This window comes from Pseudomonas sp. SAS7 (assembly GCF_052112345.1).
GTDB classification, from domain to species: Bacteria; Pseudomonadota; Gammaproteobacteria; order Pseudomonadales; family Pseudomonadaceae; genus Aquipseudomonas; species Aquipseudomonas putida_Q.
On record NZ_JBEGGO010000001.1, the window covers coordinates 485,090 to 499,892 of the forward strand.

13 protein-coding genes are annotated in these 14,803 nt (G+C 64.0%); 4 read left to right on the forward strand and 9 right to left on the reverse strand.

Annotation, left to right across the window (positions count from 1 at the left end):
- Positions 1-38: 38 nt before the first annotated feature.
- Together ABI582_RS02110 and ABI582_RS02115 are read right to left on the reverse strand one after the other, a co-directional pair.
- On the reverse strand, positions 39-1,022 hold the full coding sequence (locus ABI582_RS02110; RefSeq protein ID WP_442118265.1) for a FecR domain-containing protein: 984 nt from the start codon (positions 1,020-1,022) through the stop codon (positions 39-41).
- Positions 1,023-1,535 (reverse strand): sigma-70 family RNA polymerase sigma factor, encoded by a 513-nt coding sequence (locus ABI582_RS02115; RefSeq protein WP_028613511.1) that lies wholly within the window; start codon positions 1,533-1,535, stop codon positions 1,023-1,025.
- Positions 1,536-1,625: 90 nt separating this feature from the next.
- On the opposite strand from ABI582_RS02115, the gene ABI582_RS02120 reads away from it, so the two are divergent.
- Positions 1,626-2,300, forward strand: coding sequence for a class I SAM-dependent methyltransferase (locus ABI582_RS02120; RefSeq protein ID WP_442118266.1), 675 nt, complete (start codon positions 1,626-1,628; stop codon positions 2,298-2,300).
- Positions 2,301-2,423: 123 nt separating this feature from the next.
- Here the strand turns inward: ABI582_RS02120 and quiC are convergent, their stop codons facing one another.
- The gene (quiC, locus tag ABI582_RS02125; RefSeq protein ID WP_016500398.1) at positions 2,424-4,331 is read right to left on the reverse strand and encodes a 3-dehydroshikimate dehydratase QuiC; all 1,908 of its coding nucleotides are present in this window, start codon (positions 4,329-4,331) and stop codon (positions 2,424-2,426) included.
- 288 nt (positions 4,332-4,619) lie between these two features.
- On the opposite strand from quiC, the gene ABI582_RS02130 reads away from it, so the two are divergent.
- Positions 4,620-5,993 (forward strand): MFS transporter, encoded by a 1,374-nt coding sequence (locus ABI582_RS02130; RefSeq protein ID WP_306378756.1) that lies wholly within the window; start codon positions 4,620-4,622, stop codon positions 5,991-5,993.
- A 141-nt stretch (positions 5,994-6,134) separates the two neighbouring features.
- Here ABI582_RS02130 and ABI582_RS02135 read toward each other — a convergent pair whose 3' ends face one another.
- From ABI582_RS02135 to ABI582_RS02155, 5 genes are all read right to left on the reverse strand, one after another.
- Entirely contained in the window at positions 6,135-7,547 is a 1,413-nt protein-coding gene (locus ABI582_RS02135; protein ID WP_442118267.1) for a DOPA decarboxylase, read from the reverse strand.
- A 203-nt stretch (positions 7,548-7,750) separates the two neighbouring features.
- Positions 7,751-8,695 (reverse strand): LysR family transcriptional regulator, encoded by a 945-nt coding sequence (locus tag ABI582_RS02140; protein WP_442118268.1) that lies wholly within the window; start codon positions 8,693-8,695, stop codon positions 7,751-7,753.
- Between the two features lie 135 nt (positions 8,696-8,830).
- The gene (locus ABI582_RS02145) at positions 8,831-9,541 is read right to left on the reverse strand and encodes a YebC/PmpR family DNA-binding transcriptional regulator (RefSeq protein WP_016500402.1); all 711 of its coding nucleotides are present in this window, start codon (positions 9,539-9,541) and stop codon (positions 8,831-8,833) included.
- A 97-nt stretch (positions 9,542-9,638) separates the two neighbouring features.
- Positions 9,639-11,030, reverse strand: coding sequence for an FAD-dependent oxidoreductase (locus ABI582_RS02150; RefSeq protein ID WP_132839685.1), 1,392 nt, complete (start codon positions 11,028-11,030; stop codon positions 9,639-9,641).
- A gap of 15 nt (positions 11,031-11,045) precedes the next feature.
- Positions 11,046-12,362, reverse strand: a complete 1,317-nt coding sequence (locus tag ABI582_RS02155) for an MFS transporter (protein WP_442118269.1) — start codon at positions 12,360-12,362, stop codon at positions 11,046-11,048.
- A gap of 244 nt (positions 12,363-12,606) precedes the next feature.
- Between ABI582_RS02155 and ABI582_RS02160 the strand changes: the two genes are divergently transcribed.
- Entirely contained in the window at positions 12,607-13,476 is an 870-nt protein-coding gene (locus tag ABI582_RS02160; RefSeq protein WP_258656435.1) for a LysR substrate-binding domain-containing protein, read from the forward strand.
- A gap of 140 nt (positions 13,477-13,616) precedes the next feature.
- A complete protein-coding gene (locus ABI582_RS02165; RefSeq protein ID WP_442118270.1) occupies positions 13,617-13,988 on the forward strand; it encodes a DUF2784 domain-containing protein in 372 nt (123 codons plus the stop codon).
- Here ABI582_RS02165 and tam read toward each other — a convergent pair.
- The gene (gene tam, locus ABI582_RS02170) at positions 13,978-14,754 is read right to left on the reverse strand and encodes a trans-aconitate 2-methyltransferase (RefSeq protein WP_442118271.1); all 777 of its coding nucleotides are present in this window, start codon (positions 14,752-14,754) and stop codon (positions 13,978-13,980) included. The two genes, ABI582_RS02165 and tam, sit on opposite strands and share 11 nt — an antisense overlap.
- Positions 14,755-14,803 lie beyond the last annotated feature (49 nt).

Genomic DNA, 14,803 nt, shown 5'->3' on the forward strand with positions numbered 1-14,803 from the left:
ATCACCCACACAGCAGTTTTTTTTACGTGTCTGGCATTTCACGGCTCTGCGGGGTAAAGCAGGGTCCAGTAGCCGTTCATGTGCGCGGCTACCCGCAATGAATAGGTCGACTCCAGCATGCTCAGGCTGCGCCTGGTATCGCTGACCGGGAACGCCCCGGAAATACGCAGGCCGGCAATACGAGGGTCGCAGCGAATGACGCCGCGCTGGTAGCGCGCCAGCTCGGTCACGAAATCATCCAGGCGCATGCCGTCTGCCAGCAGCATGCCCTGGGTCCAGGCCGTCGCGGTGGTGTCGACCGGCATTGGCCTGCCGACCGTGTGCGCATTGAAATCGACACGCTCGCCGGCCTGTACAACGGTGCCAGGGTTGGCCGCCGTACGGGCGGGCTCGATACGAATGGCCCCTTCGATCACCGCCAGGCAGGTGCGCCCGTCCAGCTCTCGCACGCTGAAACGCGTGCCCAGGGCTTGCATGCGCCCTTCTCGTGTTCCCACCCGCAGCGGGCGCGCAGGCACTACGATATCGGGCGCTGTCTGCACCAGGATTTCACCCCGACGCAGTTGAATGTAACGCTCGTCGGCATCGAAACGGATGTCGATTGCAGAGTCGGTATTGAGGAAGATCTGCGTACCATCGGCCAGGGTGAGCTGGCGGCATTCGCCTACGGCCGAGCGATAGTCGGCGGCCCATCCTTGGCGCTGGGTCAGCTTCCAGCCTGCCCACCCCGCCGGAAGCACAGCCAGCAGCAACGCCAAACGGCTGATCATCGCCCGACGCCCCGGGTCGGCCGGGCGGTCGAGCGCCGACATCGACAGCGCCGGCGGCAAACCGTCCAGCTTGCCCATCAGCCGTTCGGCACGTTGCCAGGCCTGCGCACGCTCGGGGCTGCTGCTGCGCCAGGCCAACCAGTCGGCCCTTTGCGCATCGGTCACTGCGCCTGCACTCATGGCCATCAACCACTCGGCCGCTTCTTCAAGTGCCTCAGTATCCGTTGGGCCGACACGCTGGACATCAGCCATCTAGTCGACCAGCCTCAAGCACTGGAGAAATGCCTGTTTCATGTAACGCTTGATGGTGATGAGCGATACACCTAGCTGCTCGGCAATGGCCTCGTACTTCATGCCGCCCAGCTGGGACAACAGGAACGCGCGGCGGACCAACGCTGGCAGGGTGTCGAGCATGGCATCGATTTCGTGCAGGGTTTCCAGAATTAGCAAGCGGGCCTCGGGCGAAGGCACCTCAGGTGCTGGCAAGTGCTCAAGCGCCTTGAGGTAGGCACGCTCCAGCGATTTACGCTGGCACCAGTTGGCAAGGATGCCCCCGGCGACACAGCTCAAATAGGCGCGAGGCTCGTCAAACACCACGGTTTTCGAGGCCAGGATGCGCGCGAAAGTATCCTGCACCAGGTCGGCCGCATCGACCGCATTGCCCAGGCGCCTGCGCAGCCTGGCATGCAGCCAGCCCTGGTGGCCGTTGTAGAGCGCCTCTACATTGCGCAGGTGATTGTCGGAACCGGGTAGCACGTCGCTCATGGGGGCGATTCTGTTCGCGCAAGTGAGAATTGTTTTCAATATTAAGGTAGCGTTTCAACACAACGCAAGTTCAACCAACGGGACACCACCATGCCTGATCCTGAATGCACCTTGCTCGACAGTTGGCAGCACAACGCCCAAGCCTGGATCGACGCCGTGCGCAGCGGCAGCATCGAGAGCCGTCGCCAGGTCACTGACCAGGCCATCCTGCTCGCCATCCTCGGCCGCCAGCCCGGGCGAGTGTTGGACCTGGGCTGTGGTGAAGGCTGGTTGCTGCGTGCACTGGATGACCGCGGTATCGAAGCCGTGGGCGTGGATGGTGACCGGGCGCTGGTAGAGGCCGCGCGCGCGGCGGGCTCGGCCGAGGTGCATCTGGCCAGTTATGCGCAGTTGGCCGATGCGCAGGTTTATGTGGGCACAGGGTATGACCTGGTCTGTGCCAACTTTGCCCTGTTGCACCAGGACATCATTCCGCTGTTGGCGGCGATGAATGAATTGCTTGTGCCAGGTGGGGCGCTGGTGATCCAGACCCTGCACCCATGGAGCGTGGCGGGCGGGGACTATCAGGATGGCTGGCGAGAGGAGTCTTTTGCCGGGTTTGCCGGGGACTGGCAACCGATGCCGTGGTACTTCCGTACGTTGGCCAGCTGGCTGAATGCGCTGGACATGGCCGGGTTGCGCCTGGTCAGTTTGCAGGAACCACAGCACCCGCAAAGTGCGGTGCCGCAGTCATTGTTGATGGTGGCCGAGACACGGTTGGTGTAGGAGCGGCCTTGCGTCGCGATGGGCCGCGAAGCGGCCCCAGAAATGGATGCCGTGACACACAAACTGGGGCCGCTTTGCGGCCCATCGCGACGCAAGGCCGCTCCTACACCGACCGCGTCGGGCTTAGAGCACGGGCTTGCGCGCCGCGCCGCTACGGGCCTTGGCCATGGCTGCCAGACGCACCGCGACGTTGGCCGCGCCGTAACCGGTATAGCCACCCTTGCGCTGGATGATTTCGAAGAAGAAACGCTCTTCAAACGGCTCGGTGTACACGTGGAACAGCTCGCCGCCCTGGGCGTCGCGGTCGTACAGCACGTTGTAGTACGCCAGTTCGCTGAGGAACTCGTCGTCGAAATCGAAGCGCGCCGCCAGGTCGTCGTAATAGTTCAGCGGGATTTCCAGCAGCGGTACTCCAGCCAGCTTGGCACGCGCCACTTCACGGAAGATGTCGTCACAATCGAAGGCAATGTGATGCACCCCCGAACCGCGGTAGCTGGACAGTGCATGGGCAATGGCGGTGTTGCGGTTTTCCGAGATGTTCAGCGGCAGGCGCAAGGTGCCGCACTGGCTGCGCAGGGCGCGGCTCTTGACCAGGCCATATGGGTCGGGCAGCACCACTTCGTCGTCGGCAGCGAAGTCGAACAGGCTCTTGTAGAACAGCACCCAGCTGTCCAGCGACTCGGCTGGCAGGGCCAGGGCCATGTGGTCGATACGACGCAGGCCGCCAGTGGCAGTAGCGCTCTTGTCCAGGCTGAAATCGGTGTCGTACAGCGTGTGGCCAGCGGTGCCCTGCTCCACCAGGTACAGCAAGCTGCCGTCCGGTGCGCGTACCGCCGGTACCTCGCACTCGTTGGGGCCGACCAGGCCACGGAACGGCTGGCCACGGAAGGCGGTGGCGCGCTTCAGGGCAGCTTGCGGGTCCTTGACCCGCAGCGCGGTGGCGCACAGTGACGGGCCGTGGGCCTCGAAGAAGTTGTGGCCGAAGGAGTACGGTTCGGCGTTCAGGACAATGTTGATATCGCCCTGGCGCAGCAGTTGTACGTCCTTGCTGCGGTGCTTGCCAGCTTCGGCAAAGCCCAGGCGCTTCAGCCAGCTGCCCAGGCGTGCGCCGACGGCTTCGTCGACGGCAAATTCAAGGAACTCCACGCCGTCATAGGCGCTGGCCGCTGGCGGGGTGAACAGCACGCCAGGTTCGATCGGCGTGTTTTCCTGCTCCAGGCGCAAGCGGGTCTGTTCTTCGAGGTACAGCAGCGAACGCAGGCCGTCTGCGGCATTCTGCCGGGTCGGCGCGGCGCGGAAGCCGTCGTTGAAAATTTCCAGCGACAGCGGGCCGCGGTAGCCGGTGGCAAGAATCGGCGCCAGGAAACCGGCCATGTCCATTTCGCCCTGCCCCGGGAAGCAGCGGAAGTGGCGGCTCCACTCCAGCACATCCATGGCCAGGATTGGCGCGTCAGCCATCTGCACGAAGAAAATCTTGTCGCCGGGGATGTCGCGGATCGCGCTTGGGTCGCCCTTCAGGGACAAGGTGTGGAAGCTGTCGAGGATCACCCCGAGGGCCGGGTGATCGGCCTGGCGCACCAGGTTCCAGACTTGCTGGTAGGTGTTGACGTGGCGGCCCCAGGCCAGGGCTTCATAGCCAATGCGCAGGCCGCGTTTGCCGGCATGCTCGCCCAACAGGCGCAGGTCGTCGACCAGCAGCTGTTCATCGCCCAGGGCATCGGCCTGAACGTTGCTGCACACCAGCACCAGGTCGGTGCCCAGCTCTTGCATCAGGTCGAACTTGCGCTCGGCGCGGTCGAGGTTTTTCTGCAGGCGGTCGCGGCGGCAGCCTTCAAAGTCGCGGAACGGCTGAAACAGGGTGATGGCTATCCCTAGGTCGGCGCACATCTGGCGCACCTGGCGCGGGCTGCCGGCGTAATAGAGCAAGTCGTTTTCGAAGATCTCGACGCCGTCAAAACCGGCGGCGGCGATGGCTTCGAGCTTTTCCGGCAGGGTGCCGCTCAAGGACACGGTAGCGATCGAACGCTGCATGGCGGGAGTTCCTTGTTGTTGGAAAATGACGGTGCCAGTCAGGTAAAAAACCACTGTCACAGTTTATGGCACGATCGATTATTCGCAGGTAAAGTCGTCGCTTCAATCTCTTTGTACGGAATGGTTAGTTTTGCGTTCGATTATCGCACAAAACCCGTTTTAACGAATTGCTAGACCGCTGGCCCGTGGTCAACATGAACCACAGACGCAGGCACACCGACCACTGCCTCCTGCCTTGGCGAACCAACGGCGGAACCTGCGCAAACAACAATAACAACGGAGACAACGATGGCTCACTCCAGCTCGCAAGCCAAAAAAGCGACCGCCAGTGGATGGATAGGCTCGGCACTCGAGTACTACGACTTCTTCATCTACGCCCAGGCCGCTGCACTGATCTTCCCGCAGATCTTCTTCCCCAATACCGACCCGAAAATGGCCATCATCGCCTCGTTGGCCACCTACGGCGTGGGCTACCTGGCGCGTCCGGTCGGTGCTTTCGTGCTGGGCCACTGGGGTGACACCCGCGGTCGCAAGAACGTACTGCTGCTGTGCATGTTCCTGATGGGCCTGTCGACCATGGCGGTAGGCCTGCTGCCCACCTACCACGACATCGGCTACCTCGCGCCGGCCTTGCTGGTGGTGCTGCGCCTGATCCAGGGCTTTGCCGTGGCCGGGGAAATTTCCGGGGCCAGTTCCATGATCATGGAGCACGCGCCGTTCGGTCGAAGAGGCTACTACGCCAGCTTCACCCTGCAAGGTGTGCAAGCCGGCCAGGTGCTGGCAGCGGCAGTGTTCCTGCCACTGGCCTACTTCATGCCTAGCGAAGCCTTCACCGAATGGGGCTGGCGCATTCCGTTCCTGATGAGCGCCATCGTGCTGATCGCAGGCTTCATCATCCGCAAGGAAGTGCATGAAACCCCGGCATTCGTGAAGGAAGAGAAGCAGGACAAGGTTGCCAAGTCGCCCATCAGCGAAGCCTTCCGTCACAGCTGGAAGCACATGGTGCTGGTGATGTTCATGGCCCTGATGAACGTGATCCCGGTGGTGGCCACCATCTTCGGTGCGGCCTACGCGGTGCAGCCGGCCTATGGCATCGGCTTCGACAAGAGCGTGTACCTGTGGATCCCGGTGGTCGGCAATATCGTCGCAGTACTGGTGATCCCGTTCATCGGCAACCTGTCGGACAAGATCGGCCGCCGCCCGACCATGATCGCCGGTTGCCTGGGCTCTGGCCTGCTGGCCTTCGTCTACCTGTATGCAATCAGCATCCAGAACGTGCCAATGGCATTCGCCGCATCGATCGTGATGTGGGGCATGGTCTACCAGGGTTACAACGCGGTGTTCCCAAGCTTCTACCCTGAGCTGTTCCACACCCGCTACCGTGTTTCGGCCATGGCCATCGCGCAGAACATCGGCACCATGCTGACCGCCATGCTGCCGGCGCTGTTCGCCCTGGTTGCACCACCTGGCTCGGACAACATCCCGCTGGTAGTAGGTAGCCTGGCGTTCTTCATCACCTGCGTGTGCGCCCTGGCCGCCTACATCGCCCCGGAAACCCACCGCCTGGCGATGGAAGACCTGGGTAACCCGGACGCCAAGCCGATGGAAAAGGCAGCGTATGAAGCTAGCCGTAAAGGTAGCCTTCAGGCAGTGAGCCACTGATAGATTGCAAGGGGCTGCTTTGCAGCCCATTCGCGGCACAAGGCCGCTTCTACAGGGGAACGCGCAAGCCTGGGCTGATGCGATCCACCTGTAGGAGCGGCCTTGTGCCGCGAATGGGCCGCAACGCGGCCCCCGGCAATTTCAGCTTGCAACCACTTCTTGCAGCCTCTGCCAAAGCTTCTCGACATGCTCGCGCTCAGTCGGCAGCGCCCCCACCGACACCCGCACCATCCATCGCCCGTCCAGCGTCGCTGGCGTCACGTACGCATCCCCGGACGCATTCAGCCGCTCGGCCCACCCCTTGGTATGCGCATCCAGCGCCTCCCCTTCCAGGCCCGCCGGCCGATGGCGAATGCACAAGGTCTGCAGTTGCACCGGTGCCAGCACTTCCCACTGCGCCGCCGCCCCGACCTGTTCCGCCAGCCACCGGGCATTGTCCAGGTCACGCCGCAGTCGCGCCTGCAACGCTTCGACACCCTCGCTGCGCAACATGAACCACAGCTTCAACGCGCGGAACCGGCGGCCCAGCGGGATACCCCAGTCACGCAGGTTTTTCACCTCGCCATCCACTGCCGATTGAAGATAACTTGGGTTGGTGCTCATTACACGGATCAGGTGCTGCGGATCTCGCACGTAGTAGATCGAGCAGTCGAAGGCCACCCCCAGCCACTTGTGCGCATTGACCACCACCGAATCGGCCAGCTCGATGCCGTCCCACATCCAGCGGCATTCGGGCAGGATCATCGCCGAACCGGCCATGGCCGAATCCACATGCAGCCACAGGCCATGGGCCTGGGCGATCTCGCCAATCGGGCGCAACGGGTCTAGCGCAGTGGTGGTCGTGGTGCCGGTGGTGGCCACTACGGCGCATGGCTGGTTGCCCACTGCCAGGTCCTGCTCGATGGCTGCCAGCAGCGCCTGCGGGCGCAGGGCGTAGTGTTCGTCGGTGGGGATCAGGCGGATGTTGTCGCGCCCAAAACCGGCCAGCAACGCGGCCTTGTCCACCGAGCTGTGGGCGTGGGCGCTGACGTAGACGATCTGGGGTTTGGCCTGGGCTTGCATGCCACCGCGCACCAGTGCGTAGTCGCTGGCACGCTCACGGGCGCTGATCAGCGCCACCAGGGTGCTGGTAGAGGCCGTGTCCTGGATCACCCCGCTCCATTGGCCCGACAGGCCGAGCAACTGGCGCAGCCAGTCGAGGGTGGTTTCTTCCAGCTCGCTCAGGGCCGGGCTGGACTGCCACGACAGGCCCAGCACGCCCAGGCCGGTGCTGAGGAAGTCGCCAAGTACCGAGGACAGGGTGCCGTTGGAGGGGAAGTAGCCGTAGAAGTCCGGATGCTGCCAATGGGACAGGCCGGGCATGACCAGTTGGTTGACGTCGTCGAGGATGGCTTCGAAGGGTTCACCTTGCTGCGGAGCGGTGTCGGGCAAGGCAGCCTTGAGGTAGCCAGGCTCGACCTGGGCCATGACCGGGCGCTCGCCGACGGTCTGGCGGTAGTCGGCGATCAGGTCGATCAGTTGGTGGCCGTACTGGCGAAATTGTTCGGGGGTCACGTGGGGGCTCTCCTGAGGGTAATCCACTGCCTGTGCTGGCCTCTTCGCGGGTAAACCCGCTCCCACAGGGACTGCACCAAGTTCGAGAACGGTGCAGTCCCTGTGGGAGCGGGTTTACCCGCGAAGAGGCCGGAACAGGCAACACAATGCCCCCAGTCTAGGCACCTGTCCCCCGGCGAATAACCCCGCCTTGCGCATACCTGCTATGGCAAACCCGCATGCCCACCCTGCACGCCGAACTGCGACTGACGCCACAGCTCGAACACCCGGTTGCGCAGCCAGCGGTGCTCCGCCGAAGCCTGCAGCCGCTGGTGCCATACCACCCAGTAGCGCTGGCTGTGGTCGATAAAGCCCAACGGCCGCCAGGCCAGGTCATGCAAGCGGCACAATTGCCGGGCGATATGCTCGGGCACGGTGGCCACGGCCTGGCTGTTGGCAATGACCTTTACGGTGGCGGAAAAAAACGGCACTTCCAGGCTGACCCGTCGCTGCAGGCCCTGGGCGCGCAGGTGGCGGTCGATGAAACTGTCCTTGTCGCCACCGCCGGAGATCCGCACATGCTTGTGCGCTAGGTAATCGGCCTGGCTGAGCGCGGTGTGCGCAGCCAGCGGGTGGTCGTGGCGCATCAGGCACACCGCACGGTCCTCGCCCAGCAAGCGCCCGTGCAGGTTGGGGGGCGACTCGTCGAACAAGGTGGTTGCCAGGTCGATTTCACCGCTGGCCAACAACGCATACTGGCCGGCCTGCCAGGTACGGTATTCCAGCGATACGCCCGGGGCTTCTTGTTCCAGCGCGGCCACCAGCAGCGGCAGCATATGCTCGGCCACGTAGTCCGAGGCGGCCAGGCAGAATCGCCGCTCGCAGCGCGCCGGGTCGAACACCGCGGGTTGGCGCAGGGCGTGCAGTTCTTCGAGAACCTGGCGCAGCGGTTCGACCAGGGCTTCGGCGTATTCGCTCAATACATAACCGCGGCCTTGGCGCACCAGCAGCGGATCGTCGAAGGCGTCGCGCAGGTGGGCCAGCTGGCGGCTCAGGGCCGATTGGCTGACGCCCAGGCGCTCGGCGGCGTGGCTGAGGTTTTTCAGCTGCAGCAGGTGGTCGAGGGTGCGCAGGTGGGCGAGGCTGAGGGAGGCGAAGGTGGGGTTCATCAAGGGTTCGGCTCCAGACCGCAGGCGAGGGCTTTGCCCTCGTTTCGCGGCACAAGGCCGCTCCTACAGAGGAATGCATAACCCCTGTGGGAGCGGCCTTGCGTCGCGAATGGGCCGCAACGCGGCCCCGGCTTTTTAGGCGGTCAGACCAACGTAGACGTTCTGCACGTCATCGTTCTCGTCGATCGCTTCGAGGAACGCTTCAACCTCAGCCAGTGCTTCAGCACTCAGGCTGGCTGCGCTCACCGGGTTCTTCGGGGTGTAGCCGATCTTCGCCGAGGTCACGGTAAAGCCATGCTCCGGCAATGCCTTTTGCACGGCATCCAGGTCAGTGGTGTCGGTGATGAACAGGGTGGAGCCCTCTTCTTCACCTTCTTCGAAGTCCTGGGCGCCGGCTTCGATGGCGGCCATTTCCGGGTCGGCGTCCCCTTCCGGGGTAGCTTCGATCAGGCCGACGTGGTTGAAGTCCCAGGCCACCGAGCCGCTGGCGCCCAGCTGGCCCTTGCGGAACAGCACGCGGATTTGCGCGACAGTGCGGTTGACGTTGTCGGTGAGGCACTCGACGATCAACGGTACCTGGTGCGGCGCGAAACCTTCGTAGCTGACTGCAGAGTACTGCACGGTATCACCGTCCAGACCAGCGCCCTTGCGAATCGCCCGTTCCAGCGTTTCGCGGGTCATCGAAGCCTTCTTGGCTTGCACGATGGCCAGGCGCAGGCGTGGGTTCATGTCGGGATCGGCGCCCGATTTGGCAGCGATCTGGATTTCCTTGGACAGCTTGCCCATGACCTTGCCTTTGGCATTGGCCGCTGTTTCTCTATGTTTGGCTTTCCACTGTGCGCCCATGTCGACTCTCTTGTTTCAGCGGCCGGTTCAGGAAGCGACCGGCCAAAAGTGGGTGCATTTTATACGCCCTCAGGCATGGGATCGACAAGAAATCTCATCAGCCTTTATCGGCTTTGCCCGCCGCCGCCGCAAACCGCGCCAGGCGCACATCCAGCCGACGCGGCCGCAAGCCGTGATCCTCGGCGCGCTCCTTGCGCCGGATGGCATTGCGCACCATCAGCGAGCCCAGGTAGCGGATCGGTTCGGGCGGGAACAGCCCCAGCGGCCCCTTGACCAGCGGCGAACGGGTCCACGGGTTATCCAGCCCCAGCGCCAGCGACGAAAGAATCTGCCCGCCCATATGACACGGGCCAACGCCGCTACCGGAGTATCCAAAGCCGTAGAACACGTTGCCCTGCCCGTCCAACCGGCCAAAGAACGGCAAGCCGGTCACCGAGCGGTCCGACGGCCCGTTCCAGCTGGCCGCCAGTGGCACCTCGGCCAAGGCCGGGAAAAACTCGCCAAGGGTTTCGCCCAGCAATGGCCGGTACGGCGACGGCTGGTCGAATACCGGCAGCATGCGCCCGCCATAGGCAAACGTGTTGCCGCCCTTGCCAAGCATCAGCCGGCCATCAGAGGTGTTGTGGTAGTAATGCACGAAAATACGCGAGTCGAGCACGCTGATGCCGCTGTCCAGACCGATCTGGCTTAGCAGTTCGGGGCACGGCTCGGTAATCACCATATCGCTGGAAACGATCGCCACGCTGCGCTCGAACTGCGGGAAGGCACGCGCCATCCAGGCATTGAGGCCCAGCACCACGCGGTCGGCGCGCACTGTGCCATGAGCGGTGCGTACCTGCACCGGGGCACCGTGCTCCAGGCCGGTCATGGCTGTGCCTTCATGAATGCGCACGCCGCGCTGCAAGGCCACCCGGCGCAGGCCGCGCACCAGCTTGCCCGGCTGCACCGTGGCGGCAGCCGGCGAGAACCAGCCCTCCAGGTGCCGCGCCGAACCCGCCAGACGCTGCACCTGCTCCAGCGGCAGGCGGTGGAAAGAGTTGATCCCCTTGTGCTCCAGCGCGGCGATGACCGCATCGGTGGCGCCGACCTGGGCCGTGTTGGTGGCGGTATACAACGTGCCGTCCAGCCGATAGTCGCAGTCGATGCCATTGGCCGCGCAGAACGCGCCGATGTCCCCGATGCTGCGCTCTGACTCGCGCACCAGGCGCACCGCCTCGGCCATGCCGAACAGGCGCTCGAGGGTGAAGTACTTGGCCGACCAGGACAACGCGCAACCACCATTGCGGCCACTGGCACCGGCGCCACAGATGTCGGCCTCGATCAGCACCACATCCAGGGCCGGTACCGCCTCCTTGAGCATCAGCGCCGTCCACAGGCCGGTGTAGCCACCGCCGACAATGCACACATCGCAACCGGTATCGCCCTGCAGCGGCGGGCACACCGCTTCTTGCGCCGAATCCAGGGCCTGTTGCAGCCAGAAGGGTCTCATTCGCTTGCTTTCCTTTCAGGTACGCAGTGGCTTGATTGCCATGCTGGTATTCGGTGCCACGTCGGTGCTTTGTGCATCACTGGCCGGGCGGCTGTTCCAGTGCGGCAGCAGTACCAGCGCCGAGAACAGCGCGCAGCCGGCGAACACAATGAACACCGTGACGCCATCGAAGTAGCCCGGTAGCAGACCGCCCAGCACCGCCCCCACCGAGCCGCAGCCATTGACGAACCCGGCGGCGGTGGCACCGGCCTTGGCCGTGCCGAAGTCGATGGCCGCAGCGCCGCTGATCATTGAGTCGGGCCCGTACAGGGTCAGGCCCATGACAAACAGCAATGCCACCACCAGCAACACGTTGCCGGTGTGCATGGCCGCCATGAACCCGGCCAGCGTCACGGTCAGCAGCACCAGGCTGATGACACAGGCCGGCATGCGCCGGGCGCCGAACAGCTTGTCGGAGGCCAGGCCGATGAGGATCGGGCCGAGCAGCCCGGCCAGCTCGAAGGCGGTCGGGATGATTGCCGCGCCGACCTTGCCTACTGAAGGCATCTGCTCGAACACGATCACCGGCCCCCACAGCAGGATGGCGTAGCGCGCCGGCTTCAACAGGAAGTACGCAAGCCCCAGGGTCAGCACCGTGCGATTGCGCAGGATCTCCCTCAGGGGTGCCCACACGCTGCACAGATTGCCGCCCGGCGCCATGCTCTGCGGCTCGGGCTCTACTGCCGGCAGGCCGACGTCTTCAGGCTTGTTGCGCTGCAGGAAGAAAAACAGCACGGCCACCAAAGCCACCACGGCGGCACTGGAGAAGAACGCTGCGTGCCAGGTACCCACCAGGGTATAGGCCCACCACCCCGCGAACGGTGAGGCCACCAGGCCGCCGAAGGCATAGCAGGAACTCCACAGGCCCAGTACCCGCCCACGCTGCGAGGCCGGGAAGAAGCTGCCGATGTTCTTGCACAAACCGGCCCAGCCGGTGGACTGGGCCAGGCCCTGCACCAGCATGCAGGTGGCAAAGATCGGGAAGGTGGCGTAGCTGCCCATCACCACCGCTGCCACAGCAGAAATCAGCAACCCGCCAAGTACCACCACCCGCGGGCCGAATCGGTCGGCGAGCATGCCCCAGGTGAACTGGCCCACGGCATAGGCGGCCAGGTAGATGGCGTCGAGGTTGGCCATGGCGGCCTTGTCGAGCATGAAGCTTGGGTCTTCAGCGATGCCCAGCTTGGCGACCGAGAAGGCTTTGCGGGTGAAGTAGAAGGCGGCGTAGGCCAGCCAGGTGATGGCGAAAATCTGGATGCGCCAGCGTTTGAACGCGGCTAGGGAATGATTCATGTGTGTCTGACCTCTTGCTCAAGTGTGCCGGCAGAATGTGAAGAAACGCCTGTCTTGTTCTTGTGTTACGCACAGCGATGACGAGGCTGTCATCGGGTCAGGTGGCACCGTGTGGGTACCAGGGCCCTGGCGGCATTCGTGATGCCGGCACCGGGCTGACATCTATGGAAACAGTTGCGCTAAGATAAATAAAATCGATTTATCGTATTACACACATAAGCCCAGCTTGTTACTGAGGTCAGCCATGTCGGTTTCCCACGCACAACTCAAGGCCTTCCATGCGGTGGCCGTGCACGGCAGCTTTACCCGCGCTGCGCAAAAGCTGTTCCTGACCCAGCCAGCGGTGTCGGACCAAGTGCGCAAACTGGAGGAGCGCTTCGGCGTATTGTTGTTCCACCGCAACAAGCGTTCGGTGCAGCTCACCGACCTTGGCGAGCGCCTGCTGGGCATCAGCCAGCGCCTGTTCGCCTGCGAGGCCGAGGCGCAGGAGCTGCTGCACGATTCGCGCGCGCTGCACACCGGCAGCCTGGTGCTGGCAGTGGATGCCCCGGTGCACGTGCTGCCGCAGATCGCCCGCTTCTGCCAGCGCTACCCGGGCATCCAGGTGAAGATCGAAACGGGCAATACCGACGAGTCGCTTGCGCGGCTGTTCAGCTATCAGGCCGACCTGGCCTTGCTCGGCCGGGATGTCGACGATGAGCGCCTGCATTGCCTGCCGCTGCGCCGCGACCCGATGGTGGCGTTTGTTTCGCACCACCACCCGTGGGCCAGCCGTGGCTCGATCAGCCTGGCCGACCTTGATGACACGCCATTGGTGCTGCGCGAGCCCGGTTCGGTGACGCGACAGACGCTGGAAGAAGAGATGCAACGCGCGGGTTTGCGGATTCGCCCGGCGATACAGGTGGAGGGCCGGGAAGCGGCGCGTGAGGCGGTGGTGGTAGGGATTGGCGTGGGGGTGGTATCGGCGGCGGAGTTTGGCGCCGATGCGCGGGTGTGTGCGTTGCCGATCGTGGATTGTCAGCGGCATTTGACCGAGACGCTGGTGTGCCTGAGCGAGCAGCGTACGCGGCGTGTCGTGGCGACCTTTTTGCAGATGGTTGAAGAAGGTTTGTAAGCCCGTACCGGCCCTTTCGCAGCACAAGGCTGCTCCTACAGAGGGATGCGATAACCTGTAGGAGCAGCCTTGTGCTGCGAAGAGGCCAGTACAAGCCATGCAGCTATGCTGGGATAACCTCAACCCACAAAACAACCACCATGCTCTACCGCCTGGCCGCCGACACCCTGGTCCTGCTGCACCTGGCCTTCATCCTGGTGGTGCTGTTCGGCGGCCTGCTGGTGCTCAAGTGGCGCCCTGCCCTGTTCATCCACTTGCCGGCCCTGGCCTGGGGCCTGGCGGTGGAGTGCCTGCACCTGGGCTGCCCGCTCACCACCTGGGAAAACCGCATGCGCAGCGCAGCCGGGGGCGCAGGCTATCAGGGCGGCTTTGTCGAGCACTACATCTGGCCACTGATCTACCCCGTCGGGCTGACACCGCACATCCAGCTGCTACTGGGCAGCGTTGTGCTGCTGCTCAACCTCGGCATCTACAGCTACGTGGCCTGGCGCTGGCGCCGCCCTAGCGGGTAGCGATCACGAACAACCGCGGGAATGGCAGCAGCACCTTGCCATCGGTGGCCGGCGGGTAGTCGCGCTGCATGGCCTGCAAGTACATCTGCAGGAAGTCAGCCTGCTCCTGCTCATCAAGCCTGGCCAGGTAAGGCCGCAACGCCGAACCCTTGAACCACTCCACCACCGCGTCGGCACCGCCCACCAAAGGGTGGTGATAGGTGGTACGCCACACATCCACTCGCGCACACAGCGGGCTGAGCAAGTCGTAGTAGAACGCCGCACCGTGCCGTGGCGGCAACTGGAAATCGGCGAATTTCGCCGCCCAAGGGCCTTGGCTGGCAATCTCGCGCAACTGCCGGTGAGCCGGTTCGTCGAGGTTGTCGGGGGTTTGCACGGCCAGGCTGGCGCCTTCACTCAACTGGCGTACCAGGTGCGGGTACAGCGAGGCGTGGTCAGGTACCCATTGCAGCGAGGCATTGGCCAGGATCAGGTCCTGCGGCTCGGGGGCAGACCAGCCGGCAATGTCGGCGATGACCGTACGTACCCGTGGGATGCACAGCCGTTTGCGCTCGCGGGCCTTGTCGATCATGTCCGGGTCGCTGTCCAGCGCGGTCACCTGGGCATCGGGGTAGCGTTGCAGCAACACCTCGGTGGAATTGCCCGGGCCGCAGCCCAGGTCGGTGGCATGGCGCACCGGGCGTGACGGAATGGCGGCGAGCAGGTCGCGTACGGCACGGGTGCGTTCGTCTTCGAACAGGGAATACTGGTTGGCGGACCAAGCCATGTGGGGCTCCTTTAGGCGGGCAATGTGCCTAGCATATGCCAAGTAGGAC